Consider the following 15,654-nt stretch of genomic DNA (forward strand, 5'->3'; position numbering starts at 1 on the left):
GTTGAGAATGATTATCACTGGTCACAGTGTAAGCGCTGCCTGCTAAAACGCGAGCTACTTCACATTTAAACTGAATGTTTTTTGTACTAAACATTTGGTGCTTTCTGCCGTTGATCCTGTACCCCTCCAATCTTTCTAAAAAGGTACTTTATGAAGCGTCTTTCTCTCAGCGCCATGGGTCTCGGAATTAAGCTGTCTGTATTGACGTCTCTTAGTGTGGCAATTGTGCTGTTTGCCCTGACGTTAACCCTGAGTCATAACGCAGGCCGGCAGCTGGAACAGCTGGCCGTCGACGATATGCAAAATCAGGTGCTCGGCATTAATGAGATGGCCACCCTGTTTAACGCCACCCTGTCAGAAGAGGTGGCCAACTACACCAGTCTGTTCCAGAGCTTTTTGCCCAAGCGCTTTAGTCGTGACGAAAGCGCCCGTATTCAGGTGGGTGAATTCAGTACGCCCACGCTGCGTGCCGGGCTGAAAACCCTCAACCTCGATCAAATTGCCGTCGATGATTTTCTGGATCGCACCGGCGCCGTCACCACTATTTTCGTGCGGGATGGCGAGGATTATATCCGTATCGCTACCTCGCTGAAAAAAGAGGATGGCAGCCGCGCCATTGGCACTAAGCTGGATCGCACCAGCGCGGCCTGGCGCAGCGTCAATAACAGTGAAACCTACCGCGGCCTGAGCACGCTGTTTGGCCATCGCTATATCACGCAGTACCAGCCGGTGCAGGATGAGAGCGGTACCGTGATTGCAATCCTGTTTGTAGGGGTGCAAATCGACAGCCAGTACGCGCTGATGCGCGACAAAGTGCTGGCGCGGCGTCTGGGCGACAGCGGCAGTTTCTTTGTGCTTAACGGTACGCCGGGCAGCAACCAGGGCAAGTATCTGTTCGATCGCCAGGCTGAAGGCAAGCTGCCGGGCTGGAGTCAGCAGGTGCAGCAGCAGTTGCTGACGCAGCCTAAAGGCTTGCTGGAGATCGAGCATGACGGCGATACCCGACTGCTGGCGTGGCAGCAGCTGCCGGGCTGGAACTGGATTATTGCAGGCGAAGTCAGCCGCGCCAGTCTGCTGGCGCCAATCACGCACAGCCGTAATATGTTCATGATGATTGGCCTGGCGTTAGTTCTGGCGTTTGCCGCAGGCTTCGTGATCTACAGCCGCCGCGCGATTACCCGTCCGCTACAGCAGGTGATTCACCTGGCTGAGCAGTATGCCGCCGGCAATCTGCAGGCGCATCTGGACTCCACGCGCCGCGATGAGATTGGTCAGCTGGTAACGGCCATCAACGGTATCGGCGACGGTCTGGAAAAAGTAGTCAGCCAGGTGCGCACCGCCGCACGTGAGATCAGCAGCGGCACAGATACCATCGCGGCCAGCAGCTCCAGCATCAGCGAGCAGATTGGCCGCCAGGCCAGCAGCGTGGAGGAGACTTCCGCCAGCATGGAGCAGTTTGGCGCGACCGTCTCACAAACCGCGGCTAACGTGCGTCAGGCCATGGCGCTGGTGAGTGAAGCGGCCAGCACCGTCAGCCACGGTGGCAGTACGGTGGCGCGCTCGGTAGAGACCATGTCGGAGATTCGCGTCGCCTCGCAGAGTATTGCGGACATCACGCACGTGATCGAGTCCATCGCGTTTCAGACTAACATCCTGGCGCTCAATGCCGCCGTTGAGGCAGCGCGGGCGGGTGAACACGGTAAAGGCTTTGCGGTTGTGGCGGCGGAAGTGCGTGCGCTGGCGCAGCGCAGCGCCAATGCGGCGAAGGAGATTGATGGGTTGATCGCCAGCTCTATCGATAAAGTGGCCGCTGGTCATACGCTGTCTGAGCAAACCCGCGATGCCATGAGCCACATCGTCAACCATATTGAGCAGGTGAAGACCCTGATGGGCGAGATCAATATAGCCGCGCAGGAGCAGGCGGCCGGGATTGGCCAGGTCAATCTGGCGATGAACCACATCAGCCAGGCGACGCACCAGAGCAGCGATATGATCAGCCAGTCAGAGAGCACGGCGCACCATCTGAGCCAGAAAGGGCATCATCTGACCCAGCTGGTGAGTATTTTCCGCGTCAACGACTGATGACATCAGGAAGATGGCTTACACTAAAGCCATCTTCCTTTTTCCGGAGCTGCCATGCGCCATCTTCTTCTGGCTTTGAGTCTGCTGCTCAGCGGCTGTGCCGCCCTGAACACCACACCGCAAGCGCCCCCACCGCCCACCTCGCAGGCGCAGGAGATCACCCGTGCGCAGAGCGCTGGTTTACCCAAGCTCGGCAACGTTACGGCCTCTTCACGCGGATCGCCGGATGATGTTCAGCGCGAGATTGCAAAGCGGGCCAATCAGGCCGGTGCCGTCTATTACCAGATTTTGATGGTTGATCAGACCACCATGCCCGGCTTGTGGTACGCCAGCGCGATTCTCTATGGTGCGCCGTCAGGCAGCACTGGCGCGCAGCAGTAAGCGCGTACAGAGATCATCGCTCAGCGCCCGGTGTCCGCGATCGTCCAGCTGCTGCGCACACCAGCCATCCGCCAGCGGGGGTTCTGCCACCGTCAGCAGGATCGCTGCACTTGCCAGCTGTAACAGCTCCTGAGTAAGTTCGCGCGCCACGCCTTCACGCACCTGACCCGACTGCAGCCGCAGCTGCCGCCAGCGGCGATCAAAGTGCCGGTTACACCCCTTCACCGCCTCAAACTCGTCGTGCAGCATAGCCAGTACTTCGGGCTGCCGGTTCAGCACCCGCAGCACATCCAGGCACATTACGTTGCCCGAGCCCTCCCAGATACTGTTCACCGGCATCTCCCGGTACAGGCGCGCCAGGTCACTCTCTTCGCAGTAACCGACGCCGCCCAGCACCTCCATCGCTTCGGCCACAAACGGCATACCCGCTTTGCAGATGCCAAACTTTGCTGCCGGCGTGAGCAGGCGTGCGTAGAGACGCTCATGTTCACTGGCGGGCGCAGACCAGGCGCGTGCCAGCCGCATCAGCAGGGCGGTCTGACCTTCCAGCTGCAACGCCTGCTGCGCCAGCACCGCACGCATCAGCGGCTGATCGCTCAGGTTCTTGCCCATTACCTGACGCTGCTGAGCATGGTGCAGGGCTATCGACAAGGCGCGGCGCATCACGCCGTGGCTGCCAAGCGCGCAGTCGAAGCGCGTCATGCCGCCCATCTTCAGGATCAGCCGTACCCCTTCGCCCTCTTCACCCATCAGCCAGCCGATGGCATCCTGGAACTCAGCCTCCGCACTGGCGTTGGCCCGATTGCCGAGCTTGTCCTTGAGCCGTTCAAGGCGGACTGCATTGCGCGTACCGTCAGGCAGCAGACGCGGCAGGAAGAAGCAGCTCAGCCCCTGCGATGTCTGCGCGAGGATGATGTGGGCATCGCTTTGCGGAACGGAGAAGAACCACTTATGGCCGATAATGCGGTACGCCTCACCGGGACCGCGCGCGCCGACAGGTTCAGCGCGGGTGGTGTTGCTCAGCACATCGCTGCCGCCCTGCTTTTCCGTCATGCCCATGCCAATCAGCAAACCGCGTTTTTGATCGCCGGGTAAGTGGTGCGCATCGTAGCGATCGCTGAGCAGGGTTTCGCGCCAGTCCGCATAGGGCACCGGCAGGTGGTTTTGCAATAGCGGGATCGCCGCGTGGGTCATCGTAACCGGACAGAGCGAACCGGCTTCCACCTGAGCATGCAAAATAAAACGTGCGGCGCGTGCGACCATGCCATTAGAGGGAACATCGGGCTGCCAGCTGAGATTATGCAGCCGGCTGGCGCATACGCCCTGCATCAGCAGATGCCATGCCGGGTGGAAGCGCACCTCATCAATACGGTTGCCGCGCGCATCATAACGCAGCAGTTCCGGCGGCTGCGCATTCGCCAGACGACCTAACTCAAGGGATTCAGCGCTGCCGAGCTGCAGGCCAACGGAGGCCAGCCATTCGCGATCCCAGCCGGCGCCTTCACGCGTGATGGCCTCGCACAGGGCGATATCGCGGGTAAACAGGTTGCTGCTATTTAATGGCTGTGGCTGATTAAATACGTGATGGGTGGTCCAGGCCATAACGGCTTCCCCTTACTGATATCCGCGCAATGACGGATATAAGTATGAAGAGAATAGGCCGTTATGCCTGGCACCGAAATCGTTTTGCGGTGCGGATCACGCCTGGCGCTGACGTACTGCTTCAAACAGGCACACGCCTGTTGCCACCGAGACGTTGAGCGAAGAGACGCTGCCGGCCATCGGAATGCTGATCAGCTCGTCGCAGTGCTCACGCGTCAGGCGGCGCATCCCTTCCCCTTCAGCACCCATCACCAGCGCCATCGGGCCGGTCATCTTGCTCTGATACAGGGTATGGTCCGCTTCACCGGCGGTGCCGACAATCCACACGTTATACTCCTGCAGCAACCGCATGGTGCGCGCCAGGTTCGTCACGCGGATCAACGGAACGTTTTCCGCGGCACCGCTGGCGACTTTCTTCGCCGTGGCATTGAGCGAAGCCGAGCGATCTTTTGGCACGATAACAGCATGCACGCCCGCCGCATCTGCGCTGCGCAGGCAGGCGCCGAGATTGTGCGGATCGGTTACGCCATCCAGGATCAGCAGGAACGGCTTCTCCAGCGATTGCAGCAGATCCGGCAGGTCGCCCTCCTGGTAGTTTTTACCCGGTTTTACGCGCGCCACGATGCCCTGGTGCACACCGCCTTCAACCTGGCCATCCAGCCACTGACGGTTCGCCAGCTGAATCACAATCCCCTGAGCTTCCAGTGCGGCAATCAGCGGCTGCAGGCGACGGTCGTCACGCCCTTTAAGGATGAAAACTTCCTGAAAACGCTGTGGATCGCGCTCCAGCAGCGCCTGCACGGCATGGATGCCAAAAATTATTTCGCTCATTACGTTGCTCAAGGTTGGATGTCTGTCGGTGGATATCAAAATCATTAATTAAGGCGCACAGCAATGCGCGCCTTACAGTGTGTTGATCATGTCTCTGGCCGCCCGGCAGAGCGGCCAGACAATCAGCCTTCGCTGGTGTTCTTCTTCGCTGCCCGCTTGCCTTTCGTTGCGGCGGCGATTTTACGGGTTTTCTCTGAAACTTTTTTGCCTTTTTTCTCGGTTTTCTTCTCAGCCGGCTTTTTCTGCTCGCTGCGGAAAGCCGCGTCAGGCTCAAAATTACCCTTCTTACCGGCATCACGACGACGCTTAGCCGGTGGCTTGCCACCGCGCTGCTCACGCTCGCGGGCGGTTTTACCCTCACCGCGCGGCACGCGCTTGCTGGAGATCAGGGCGAAGTCGATTTTGCGCTCATCCATATGCACCGCATCAACGCGCACTTCTACCGCATCACCGAGGCGATAGGTGCGGCCACCGGACTCACCAATCAGGCGCTGGCCTACCGCATCGAAGCGGTAGTAGTCGTTATCCAGCGTGGAGACGTGCACCAGGCCATCAATGAACAGATCGCTTAGACGCACAAAGAAACCAAAACCGGTTACGCTGGAGATCACCCCGTTAAAGACATTACCAACCTGATCCTGCATGAAGTCACACTTCAGCCAGTCGGCAACATCGCGGGTCGCTTCATCTGCACGGCGCTCGGTCATGGAGCAGTGCTGACCCAGCTGCAGCATCTGCTGCATATCGTAGTGGTAACCGCCGTTTGGCGTGGTGTTACCTTTCAGCGTGCCCTGCTCTTTCGCCAGCAGATATTTGATGGCGCGATGCAGCAGCAGATCCGGATAGCGGCGAATCGGTGAAGTAAAGTGCGCATAGGAGGCCAGCGCCAGGCCGAAGTGGCCGCGGTTTTCCGGGTCATACACCGCCTGTTTCATCGAGCGCAGCAGCATGGTTTGCAGCATCTCGGCATCCGGACGGTCGGCAATCTGCTTCAGCAGATCGGCGTAATCCACCGGCTGCGGTTTCGTGCCGCCGGGCAGGCTCAGGCCCAGTTCACTCAGTACGGTGCGGAAACTGGTAATGCTGTCTTCACTCGGACGGTCATGATCGCGGAATAGCGCGGGCTCCTGATTCTTCTCCACAAAGCGCGCCGAGGCGATGTTCGCAAGGATCATGCACTCCTCAATCAGCTTGTGCGCGTCGTTGCGTACCGTGCGCTCCACGCGCTCAATACGGCGATCCGCGTTAAAGATGAACTTCGCCTCTTCGGTCTCAAAAGAGATCCCGCCACGCTGCTCACGCGCCGTTTCCAGCGCCTCATACATGCTGTGCAGCTCTTCAAGGTGCTTCACCTGCGCCGCATACTGCTCGCGCAGCTCCGGGTTACCCTGCAGAATGTTCCACACTTTGGTGTAAGTCAGACGGGCGTGTGAGTTCATCACCGCTTCGTAGTGCTTATAACCGGTGAGTTTGCCGCTGGAGGAGATGGTCATCTCGCATACCATACACAGGCGATCGACCTGCGGGTTCAGGGAGCACAGACCGTTGGAGAGGATCTCCGGCAGCATCGGCACCACCTGCGAGGGGAAGTACACCGACGTGCCGCGCTGGTGCGCTTCGTTATCCAGCGCCGTGCCGGGGCGCACGTAGTAGCTGACGTCTGCGATGGCGACCCATAAGCGCCAGCCACCTCCGCGCTTTTTCTCGCAGTAGACGGCATCATCAAAATCGCGCGCATCTTCACCATCAATGGTGACCAGCGGCAGCTGACGCAGATCGACACGCCCTTTTTTCGCTGCTTCCGGCACCTGCTCTTTCAGCTGCGAAATCTCTTTCTCCACCTCTTCCGGCCAGAAGTGCGGAATCTCATGGGTGCGCAGCGCCATATCGACGGCCAGGCCGGTGCCCATGTTGTCGCCGAGGATTTCAGTGACTTTACCAATGGCTTTACTGCGGCGAGTTGAGCGCTGGACAATCTCCACCACCACCACTGAGCCCATGCGTGCACCCAGCGTATCTTCCTGCGGGATCAGGATATCGAAACTCAGGCGGCTGTCGTCCGGTACTACAAAGCCGGTGCCGGCATCGGTAAAGTAGCGGCCAACAATCTGGCTGTTGCGCGGCTCAAGCACGCGTACCACGCGCGCTTCACGACGGCCTTTACGATCGGCACCGCCAGGCTGGGCCAGGATGACGTCACCATGCAGGCAGAACTTCATCTGTTCAGCCGAGAGGTAGAAATCATCTTTCTGCCCGTCGACGCGCAGGAAGCCATAGCCATCACGATGGCCGATGACTTTGCCTCGCAGCAGGTCCAGGCGTTCCGGCAGGGCATAACATTGACGGCGGGTAAACACTAACTGGCCGTCGCGCTCCATGGCGCGCAGGCGGCGACGCAACGCTTCCAGCTGATCTTCACTGGTGATTTTAAGTGCTTCAGCGATCTCTTCACGGTTCGCCGGTTTTTCGCGTTGTTCTAACAGCGCCAGAATAAACTCGCGGCTGGGAATTGGGTTATCGTACTTTTCTGCTTCTCTGTCCTGATAAGGATCTTTTGACATTGCGGTTCCTCCGATGTCATTTATTTTTGGATTGCCACCGGCGGTTCGGACAATAAAATGTGGTAAAGCGAATCGTTATTGCGCACCAGGTCGGCCAGCGTGTAGTTATCCAGCTCTTTAAGGAATAACTGAACGGCGCTGTTCAGCGCGCTTCGCAAGCGACAGGCGGGGGTAATTGCACACTCTTCACAGTTAACTAACTGTAAGGGTTCCATTTTTCTCACCACATCGCCAATAACGATCTGTTCCGGGTCCATGCCTAAACGAATTCCGCCGTTTTTACCGCGTGTCGCGGCAATAAAGCCAGCCCGGCTAAGTTGATTGATGATTTTAACCATATGGTTACGCGACACCCCGTAGGTATCGGTGACTTCGGTAATGTTGGTCTGCGTGCCTTCCGGCAGTGTCGCCATATAGATCAGCGCACGCAGGCCATAATCGGTAAAACTCGTAAGCTGCACATGTACCTCAGTTAATCATCGATATTGTTGTTATCGCGCCAATATCCTGCGCTTCGATTAACATTGATGATAAACCAGTGTGGAGAACCCGGAGCGCTTTTTTCCAGCAAGTATCGAAATCTGCAAGAAAAAATAGAGTGAGTGGACCAAAGAGCAGATAAACAGAGGCCGGACAGTGTCCGGCCTGAGGAGAGCGGTTATGCGTCGAATGGATCGCGCAGAATCATGGTCTCACTACGGTCCGGGCCGGTTGAAATAATGTCAATCGGCACACCGGTAACTTCCTCAACACGTTTGATGTAGTCACGTGCTGCCTGCGGCAGGCCTTCCAGTGTTTTAACACCAAAGGTGTTTTCACTCCAGCCTGGCATGGATTCGTAAATCGGCTCAATGCCTTCCCAGCCTTCTGCTGCCAGCGGCGTGGTGGTCACTTCACGGCCATCCGGCATGCGGTAGCCCACACAGATTTTAACCTCTTTCAGGCCATCCAGCACGTCCAGCTTGGTCATGCAGAAACCTGACAGCGAGTTGATCTGTACTGCACGGCGAACAGCAACGGCGTCCAGCCAGCCGGTACGACGACGACGGCCCGTGGTGGCACCGAACTCGTTACCTTTCTCGCACAGGAACTCACCGGTTTCATCAAACAGTTCCGTCGGGAACGGACCGGCACCCACACGGGTAGAGTACGCTTTGACGATACCGAGCACGTAATCAACATAGCGCGGCCCAATGCCTGAACCGGTTGCAACGCCACCTGCAGTAGTATTAGAGGAGGTCACATACGGATAAGTTCCGTGGTCGATATCCAGCAGCGTACCCTGCGCGCCTTCGAACATGATCAGGTCGCCACGCTTGCGTGCGCCGTCCAGCAGTTCAGACACATCTACGACCATGCTGGTCAGGATGTCGGCCACTGCCAGCACATCGTTCAGCACTTTTTCGTAGTCGACAGCGTCTTCTTTGTAGTAGTTCACCAGCTGGAAGTTGTAGAAATCTACGATCTCTTTCAGCTTCACGGCGAAGGTTTCTTTGTTGAACAGATCGCTGACGCGCAGACCGCGACGGGCAACCTTATCTTCATAGGCCGGACCGATACCACGGCCGGTGGTACCGATAGCTTTGGCACCACGCGCTTTTTCACGCGCCAGGTCCATCGCAACATGGTATTGCAGAATCAGCGGACAAGCTTCAGAGATCAGCAGACGTTCACGTACCGGCACACCGCGCTCTTCCAGACCTTTCATCTCTTTCATCAGTGCTTCAGGCGACAGCACAACACCATTACCAATGATGCTGGTGACGTTTTCACGCAGGATGCCAGAGGGAATTAAGTGGAGGACGGTTTTTTCACCGTTGATGACAAGTGTATGGCCTGCATTGTGGCCACCCTGGTAACGCACAACATAATTCGCGCGTTCAGTCAGAAGGTCTACGATCTTACCTTTACCTTCGTCACCCCATTGGGTGCCCAGTACGACGACGTTCTTACCCATTTTCTAAAATCACCGATTGCTTAAAAATGGATTCTACCACCGGATTTTCACACTTTCAGCACTTTTAGCATACGATTGCGCTGTTTTTTGCCTGGGTTTTGCTCAGCTCACAATATGTTGGTGCAGTGACTACAGCGAGACACAATTTAGCCGGAGAGCCGCACAAAAATCCCGCCATCAGCCGCCTGTGTGGGTGCTCAGCATGTAGTAGATCACGACGCCTGCAACCACCAGCCCCCCGCCAAAACGGTGCAGAATGCGATCCGGCAGTTGAGTCATCGCCAGGATCATGCGCCGCCACATGCGCGGCAGCAGCATTGGCCCCAGGCCCTCCAGCACCAATACCAGGGCCAGCGCCATCCAGATGGTTGTGTTCATTAGGATTTTCCCAAAAAAAAGGCCGACAACAGTGTCGGCCTCAAGGTTATATCAGTTCTTAACGCGCAGTGTTAGTCGGCGCTTTCATATAGCGGAAGAAATCGCTATCCGGACTTAACACCATCACATCCTGATTGTCAGCAAAGCTGCTCTCATACGCGCGCAGGCTGCGGATAAAGGCGTAGAAATCCGGATCCTGACTGAACGCGTCAGCAAACAGTTTCGCTGCTTCACCATCACCCTCACCACGGGTAATCAGCGCCGTACGCTGTGCTTCAGCCAGGGTACGGGTCACCTGGTAATCGGCCTGGGCGCGCAGTTTTTCTGCCTCTTCCTGACCTTGTGAACGCTGGCTACGCGCTACCGCTTCACGCTCAGCGCGCATACGGTTGTAGATCGCGTCAGAGACTTCAGTTGGCAGGTTGATCTGCTTGATGCGTACATCAACTACCTGAATACCCAGTGCCGCCATACTGTTCGGATTTGGTGCAGGCTCGCTGCTGTTGGTCTCACGCTCGACGCGGGCTGCCGCGCTGGCGATCGCATCATCTGCAGCTGGCGTCTGTACTTCGTCATCGCTGCCCGCGCTGCCGGTGTTCAGGGCATCGCGTACGTCAGTGGTCAGACGGCCGCGGGAGTCCGTGACGATATCTTTCACATCCAGACGCCCCATCTCCGAACGCAGGCGGTCGCTGAACTTACGTTTCAGCAGCACTTCTGCCTGAGAGATATCGCCACCACCGGTTGCCAGGTAGTAACGGCTGAAGTCGCTGATGCGCCACTTAATGTAAGAGTCAACGATCAGATCTTTCTTCTCTTTCGTTACGAAGCGATCCGCCTGGTTATCCATGGTCTGGATGCGGGCATCAAGCGACTTTACGGTCTCAATAAATGGAATCTTGAAGTGCAGACCCGGCGCGTACACCTGCGGTTTGTTCTCGTCATCACGCAGAACCTTACCAAAACGCAGCACAATGCCACGCTGGCCTTCCTGCACCACGAACAGTGACGCGTACAGCACCACCAGCACTACAATAATTACGGCGATGATTGGCTTACGCATCGATTACTCCCTCCCTTCGCGCTGGGTATCGTTGCGCAGCGCATTAGCGCGACGCTGATCCATGATGCTGTCCGGATTGTAAGATGAAGAGTCGCTGCGGCTGGCATTGTTGCCCGGCGAGGACGGTAACTTCATCAGATTACTGTTGTTCTGACCACTCTGACCGCCGGCCTGACCGCTGCGCAGCAGTTGATCCAGCGGCAGCACCATCAGGCTGTTGCTGCGATCGTTAACCAGCACTTTACGGGTATGGCTAAGCACGCGCTCCATGGTCTCGATATACAGACGCTCTTTGGTGATCTGCGGCGCGGCTTTGTATTCCGGCAGCAGGCGGGCAAAACGCGCCACTTCACCCTGCGCTTCCAGCACGGTACGCTCTTTGTAAGCACGCGCCTCTTCCAGGATACGCTGCGCCTGGCCATTAGCACGCGGCTGCACTTCGTTTGCGTAAGCTTCCGCTTCACGTACGTACTGCTCACGGTTCTCACGCGCGGCAATCGCATCATCAAATGACGCTTTTACCTCTTCCGGTGGACGCGCCGCCTGGAAGTTAACGTCAAGCAGCGTGATCCCCATGTTGTATGGACGAATCGTCTCATCGATTTCGCGCTGGGTATCGCTACGCACCACGGTACGGCCTTCCGTCAGAATGCGGTCCATGGTGGAGCGACCAATCACGCCGCGCAGTGCGCTGTCGGTTGCCTGACGCAGACTGTCATCCGCGCTGGTGACAGCGTACAGATAGCGCTCCGGATCGGTGACGCGATACTGCACGTTCATCTCCACGCGTACCACATTCTCATCCGAAGTCAGCATAACGCCGGACGCCGCCAGCTCACGCACCGCTTCAACGTTCACGGCACGCACCTGATCGATAAAGGTGGGTTTCCAGTTGAGGCCAGGCTCAACCAGATGGCTGAATTTCCCGAAACGCGTAACCACACCGCGCTCGGCTTCTTTGATGGTGTAGAAACCGCTGGCCGCCCAGATGACGACTGCCGCGACGGCTACAATGCCAACAATTTTGCCACCGCTGCCGCCGCTGCGCTGGCCGTTGTCGCTCTGTTTGCCACCGCCCAGTCCGCCGAGTTTCTTACTCAGCTTACGGAAGATATCATCCAGATCAGGAGGTCCCTGATCGCGACCTCCTTTATTTCCCCCAGAGTTGCCGCCTTGGTTATTGCTGCTTCCCCACGGGTCGCGGTCCTGTCCGTTATTTCCGGGCTGATTCCACGCCATGTCTCTACTCCATTTATTGTATATAAGTTTACCCTGCCACGTGCCGGGCACGTTTTCGGGTAAATGAGTTGGGCAACGGTCAAACAATATAACTGGCTAGCGACGGCTCCTGCTTACACAAACGACGCCAGTCAACGATAGGCATACGCACGTGCAAACCTACACAGCCATCTTCTTCATTCCACTCTTTTTCAATCGCATGCAGCTGATAGAAGCGGCTGCGCAAGCGGCCCGCTTCCGGCGGCAGACGCAAATCGTACTGCGCAACTTCACCGGCTAAACGCTCAGAGAGTGCCTGCCACAGCAACGGCAAACCTACGCCGCTTTGTGCGGATAACCACACGCGCGTCGGGCGATTCTCTTCATCACGATCGATACGCGGCTCAAACCCATCCAGCATATCGATTTTATTCATCACCAGCAGCGAGGGAATCTCATCGGCCTCAATCTCTGCCAGCACTTCGTTTACCGCGTCGATGTTGTCATTGACGCGCAGATCGGCGGCATCAATCACATGCAGCAGCAAGCTTGCCTGCCGCGTCTCCTGCAGCGTGGCTTTAAAAGCTGCCACTAAATCATGCGGCAGGTGGCGGATAAACCCGACCGTATCGGCCAGCACCACTTCACCCACGTCTGCCACGTTCAGCCGGCGTAAGGTCGGGTCCAGCGTAGCGAACAGCTGATCCGCTGCGTAGACGTTGGCAGAGGTGATGGCATTAAACAGGTAGATTTACCGGCGTTGGTGTAGCCCACCAGCGAAACCGTGGGGACATCGGCTTTTGCACGCGCCTGGCGCCCCTGTTCGCGCTGTTTTTCCACGCGCTCAAGGCGGGAGAGAATCTGGCTGATACGACCACGCAGTAAGCGACGGTCGGTCTCCAGCTGCGTTTCACCCGGGCCACGCAGGCCGATACCGCCTTTCTGACGCTCAAGGTGAGTCCAGCCGCGAACCAGACGGGTAGCCAGATGACGTAGTTGTGCCAGCTCGACCTGCAGTTTCCCTTCATGGGTGCGGGCGCGCTGGGCGAATATATCGAGAATTAAGCCGGTGCGATCGATAACACGACATTCGCACAGCCGCTCAAGATTTCGTTCCTGAGCAGGAGATAAGGCATGATCGAATAATACGACCGATGCTCCACTCGCTTTTACCGCATCGGCAATTTCAACTGCCTTTCCTTCACCGACAAAATATTTAGGATGTGGCGCTTTACGGCTGCCGGTAATAACTTGCAGCGCTTCGACGCCCGCGGAAGAGACAAGAGTTTCAAACTCCTGCAAATCCTCCAGCTCTTTGTCTTGGGAGAACCAGATGTGTACCAGTACGGCCTGCTCACCGGCATCATAACGGTCAAACAAGCTATAACCTCGCTAAAATAAAATAACCAGGACGGGAAAACGTCATCGCCCCCCAGCCCTGGCTTTACGGCAACACAAAATTATTCTGCGTTATCGCCGTCTTGTTGTGGCTGCGACTGAGCGCCTGATTGCTTCCGCCGTGGTGATAGTTGCTGCCACCGCTGCCGCCCGCATTGTTGCTATGGTGCGAAACCGGACGAGAAGGAACCACTGTTGAGATGGCGTGCTTATACACCATCTGGCTTACCGTGTTTTTTAACAGAATGACGAACTGATCGAAGGATTCAATTTGTCCCTGCAGCTTAATGCCATTCACCAAATAAATCGAAACCGGTACACGTTCACGACGCAATGCGTTCAAAAACGGGTCTTGTAATGATTGCCCCTTAGCCATTCTATCTTTTCCTTATATGCTTGTTGTTTATTACTTTAAGAACCGTGGTTCAGAAAAACTGCGTAAAAAATTTGCGCACGATAACGGACCAATTGTACACAATCATCCCTGCTTAGCACTAACTACCTGAAGTACCGCATCACGCGCTAACGCTGGCTCGTCACTGTCTAACCAGTGGACGTTCTGCCAGCCGCGTAACCAGGTCATCTGGCGTTTAGCGAGCTGCCGGGTGGCGCAAATTCCCCGATAAACCATTTCGTCGTAATCAATCTCGCCAGATAAATATGACCACATCTGACGATAACCTACACAGCGAATGGAAGGCATATCCGTATGCAAATCACCTCGCGCAAACAGGGCACGAGCCTCCGCTTCAAAGCCTGACGCTAACATCTGGTCGTAACGCAACGCGATGCGTTGATGTAGCAGTTCACGGCTCGCCGGAGCGATAGCAAACTGGTACACGTCGTAGGGTAACGCTTCACCGGACGTTTTTGTCAGTTCCGTTAAAGTTTTACCCGAAATAAAAAAAACTTCCAGTGCTCGCGAAAGTCTCTGCGGATCATTCGGATGAATACGACTACCGGCGACCGGATCGATTTCACACAGCTGGCGGTGCAGGGCTTCCCACCCTTTTTCCGCCGCCATTTGCTCTATTCGCTGACGCACATCCGGATCGGCCGAGGGCAGCGGCGACAATCCTTCAAGCAACGCCTTGAAGTAGAGCATGGTTCCACCAACAAGCAGCGGAATTTTACCTTTTTGGGTAATATCCGCCATTTCAGCCAGCGCATCGCGACGAAACTCTGCGGCAGAGTACGCCTCAGAGGGATCGCGAATGTCCAGCAAACGATGGGGTGCCTGCGCTAACTCTGCTGCCGACGGTTTCGCCGTGCCAATATCCATCCCGCGATAGATTAAGGCAGAGTCAACGCTGATAAGTTCAACCGGCAGTTGCTGACGCAGTGCGATTGCTAATGCTGTCTTACCGGAGGCGGTTGGCCCCATCAAAAAAATTGCCTTTGGCCGGCCAGCCTGGTTCAGTTCACTCATGCTTCAACGCGTTAATGGCGCTCTCAATCTCAAGGGTCTGTAACAGACCTGAAGGCGGCGATTTCAACAGTTGCGGACAGAGCCGTTCGAGCTCAGCCAGCAGGGTAATCGCCTGCGAGTGATTCCAGTGAGGGGCTTCTGCCTCTTCACGCTGCGCCAGCCACCGGGCCAGTGCAACAGCAGAAACCTCTTGCTGCCGGGCGAGATAGCCTAACAGGTCTGGAATCAAGATTTGTAAATTTTGTGTGCGTAACGGTAAAGGCACCGCGCGCAGGGTCACATGCTGCCCTTCCCGTTGTAAATCAATGCCCATCTGGCTTAACAGCGCAGCCTGCGCCTCTATAACGGCCAGCTCCTCTTTAGCAATTTTCAGCCGTACCGGGATCAGCAGCGGCTGCGGTTTTAGACCTTCGTCTCCGGGTTGCAGCTGGGCCTGTTTCAGCCAGCGCGCCGCCACCGGCAGTGACAGCAGCTGCAAACTGCTACCGCGCTCCAGCAGCGCATAGCGATCCTGAATAACGCTGAGTACGCGGCCAAAACTTTGTGCGTGCGCGGCAAGCGGTGCTTCCCGGGTTTCCGGCTGCCGGGCCGGGGATGTGGCGGGTGCCGGTGCCGGTTCAGGCTTGCGTGCGGTTTCCGCTGCCGGCGTTTTCATTAGCTGCTGATAAGCGGCACCTTCACGCGCGCGGTAACCGGGCTCTTTATGTTGCCAGCCCGCACCCGCAGCGCCGGCGGATCCCCCGCCGCTGCGCGG

12 protein-coding genes and 2 pseudogenes are annotated in these 15,654 nt (G+C 56.9%); 2 read left to right on the top strand and 12 right to left on the bottom strand.

Translation table 11 applies throughout. The features are described from left to right. Positions 1 to 150 precede the first annotated feature (150 nt). Both HA48_RS07420 and bsmA read left to right on the top strand, forming a co-directional pair. Entirely contained in the window at positions 151 to 2,082 is a 1,932-nt protein-coding gene (locus HA48_RS07420; RefSeq protein WP_128600452.1) for a methyl-accepting chemotaxis protein, read from the top strand. A 54-nt stretch (positions 2,083 to 2,136) separates the two neighbouring features. Then, positions 2,137 to 2,463 (top strand): biofilm peroxide resistance protein BsmA, encoded by a 327-nt coding sequence (bsmA, locus tag HA48_RS07425; protein WP_128600453.1) that lies wholly within the window; start codon positions 2,137 to 2,139, stop codon positions 2,461 to 2,463. On the opposite strand, the gene HA48_RS07430 is transcribed toward bsmA, so the two are convergent. The 12 genes and pseudogenes from HA48_RS07430 to HA48_RS07485 all read right to left on the bottom strand — a co-directional run. Beyond that, positions 2,437 to 4,065 carry an isovaleryl-CoA dehydrogenase gene (locus tag HA48_RS07430; RefSeq protein ID WP_128600454.1) on the bottom strand — a complete coding sequence of 543 codons (1,629 nt, stop codon included), beginning with the start codon at positions 4,063 to 4,065 and terminating at the stop codon, positions 2,437 to 2,439. The two genes, bsmA and HA48_RS07430, sit on opposite strands and share 27 nt — an antisense overlap. A 96-nt stretch (positions 4,066 to 4,161) precedes the next feature. Beyond that, positions 4,162 to 4,896 carry a 23S rRNA (guanosine(2251)-2'-O)-methyltransferase RlmB gene (rlmB, locus tag HA48_RS07435; RefSeq protein ID WP_128600455.1) on the bottom strand — a complete coding sequence of 245 codons (735 nt, stop codon included), beginning with the start codon at positions 4,894 to 4,896 and terminating at the stop codon, positions 4,162 to 4,164. Positions 4,897 to 5,018: 122 nt separating this feature from the next. After that, positions 5,019 to 7,457, bottom strand: a complete 2,439-nt coding sequence (rnr, locus tag HA48_RS07440; protein WP_128600456.1) for a ribonuclease R — start codon at positions 7,455 to 7,457, stop codon at positions 5,019 to 5,021. Between the two features lie 20 nt (positions 7,458 to 7,477). Then, a complete protein-coding gene (nsrR, locus tag HA48_RS07445) occupies positions 7,478 to 7,918 on the bottom strand; it encodes a nitric oxide-sensing transcriptional repressor NsrR (protein WP_128600457.1) in 441 nt (146 codons plus the stop codon). Between the two features lie 197 nt (positions 7,919 to 8,115). After that, positions 8,116 to 9,414, bottom strand: coding sequence for an adenylosuccinate synthase (locus HA48_RS07450; RefSeq protein WP_128600458.1), 1,299 nt, complete (start codon positions 9,412 to 9,414; stop codon positions 8,116 to 8,118). A gap of 177 nt (positions 9,415 to 9,591) precedes the next feature. After that, positions 9,592 to 9,792, bottom strand: coding sequence for a DUF2065 domain-containing protein (locus tag HA48_RS07455; protein WP_128600459.1), 201 nt, complete (start codon positions 9,790 to 9,792; stop codon positions 9,592 to 9,594). 58 nt (positions 9,793 to 9,850) lie between these two features. After that, positions 9,851 to 10,855, bottom strand: a complete 1,005-nt coding sequence (gene hflC, locus HA48_RS07460) for a protease modulator HflC (RefSeq protein ID WP_128600460.1) — start codon at positions 10,853 to 10,855, stop codon at positions 9,851 to 9,853. Positions 10,856 to 10,858: 3 nt separating this feature from the next. Beyond that, the gene (hflK, locus tag HA48_RS07465; RefSeq protein WP_128600461.1) at positions 10,859 to 12,094 is read right to left on the bottom strand and encodes an FtsH protease activity modulator HflK; all 1,236 of its coding nucleotides are present in this window, start codon (positions 12,092 to 12,094) and stop codon (positions 10,859 to 10,861) included. A gap of 79 nt (positions 12,095 to 12,173) precedes the next feature. Beyond that, positions 12,174 to 13,453, bottom strand: a pseudogene (gene hflX / locus HA48_RS07470) (ribosome rescue GTPase HflX). 80 nt (positions 13,454 to 13,533) lie between these two features. After that, positions 13,534 to 13,847, bottom strand: a pseudogene (gene hfq / locus HA48_RS07475) (RNA chaperone Hfq). A 102-nt stretch (positions 13,848 to 13,949) separates the two neighbouring features. After that, the gene (gene miaA, locus HA48_RS07480; RefSeq protein ID WP_128600462.1) at positions 13,950 to 14,900 is read right to left on the bottom strand and encodes a tRNA (adenosine(37)-N6)-dimethylallyltransferase MiaA; all 951 of its coding nucleotides are present in this window, start codon (positions 14,898 to 14,900) and stop codon (positions 13,950 to 13,952) included. After that, positions 14,893 to 15,654 (bottom strand): DNA mismatch repair MutL family protein (locus tag HA48_RS07485; RefSeq protein WP_482809940.1); only part of this gene is annotated, 762 nt, incomplete at its 5' end. The genes miaA and HA48_RS07485, both read right to left, overlap by 8 nt.

Origin of the sequence: Pantoea wallisii, assembly GCF_002095485.1 — a bacterium.
GTDB classification, from domain to species: domain Bacteria; phylum Pseudomonadota; class Gammaproteobacteria; order Enterobacterales; family Enterobacteriaceae; genus Pantoea; species Pantoea wallisii.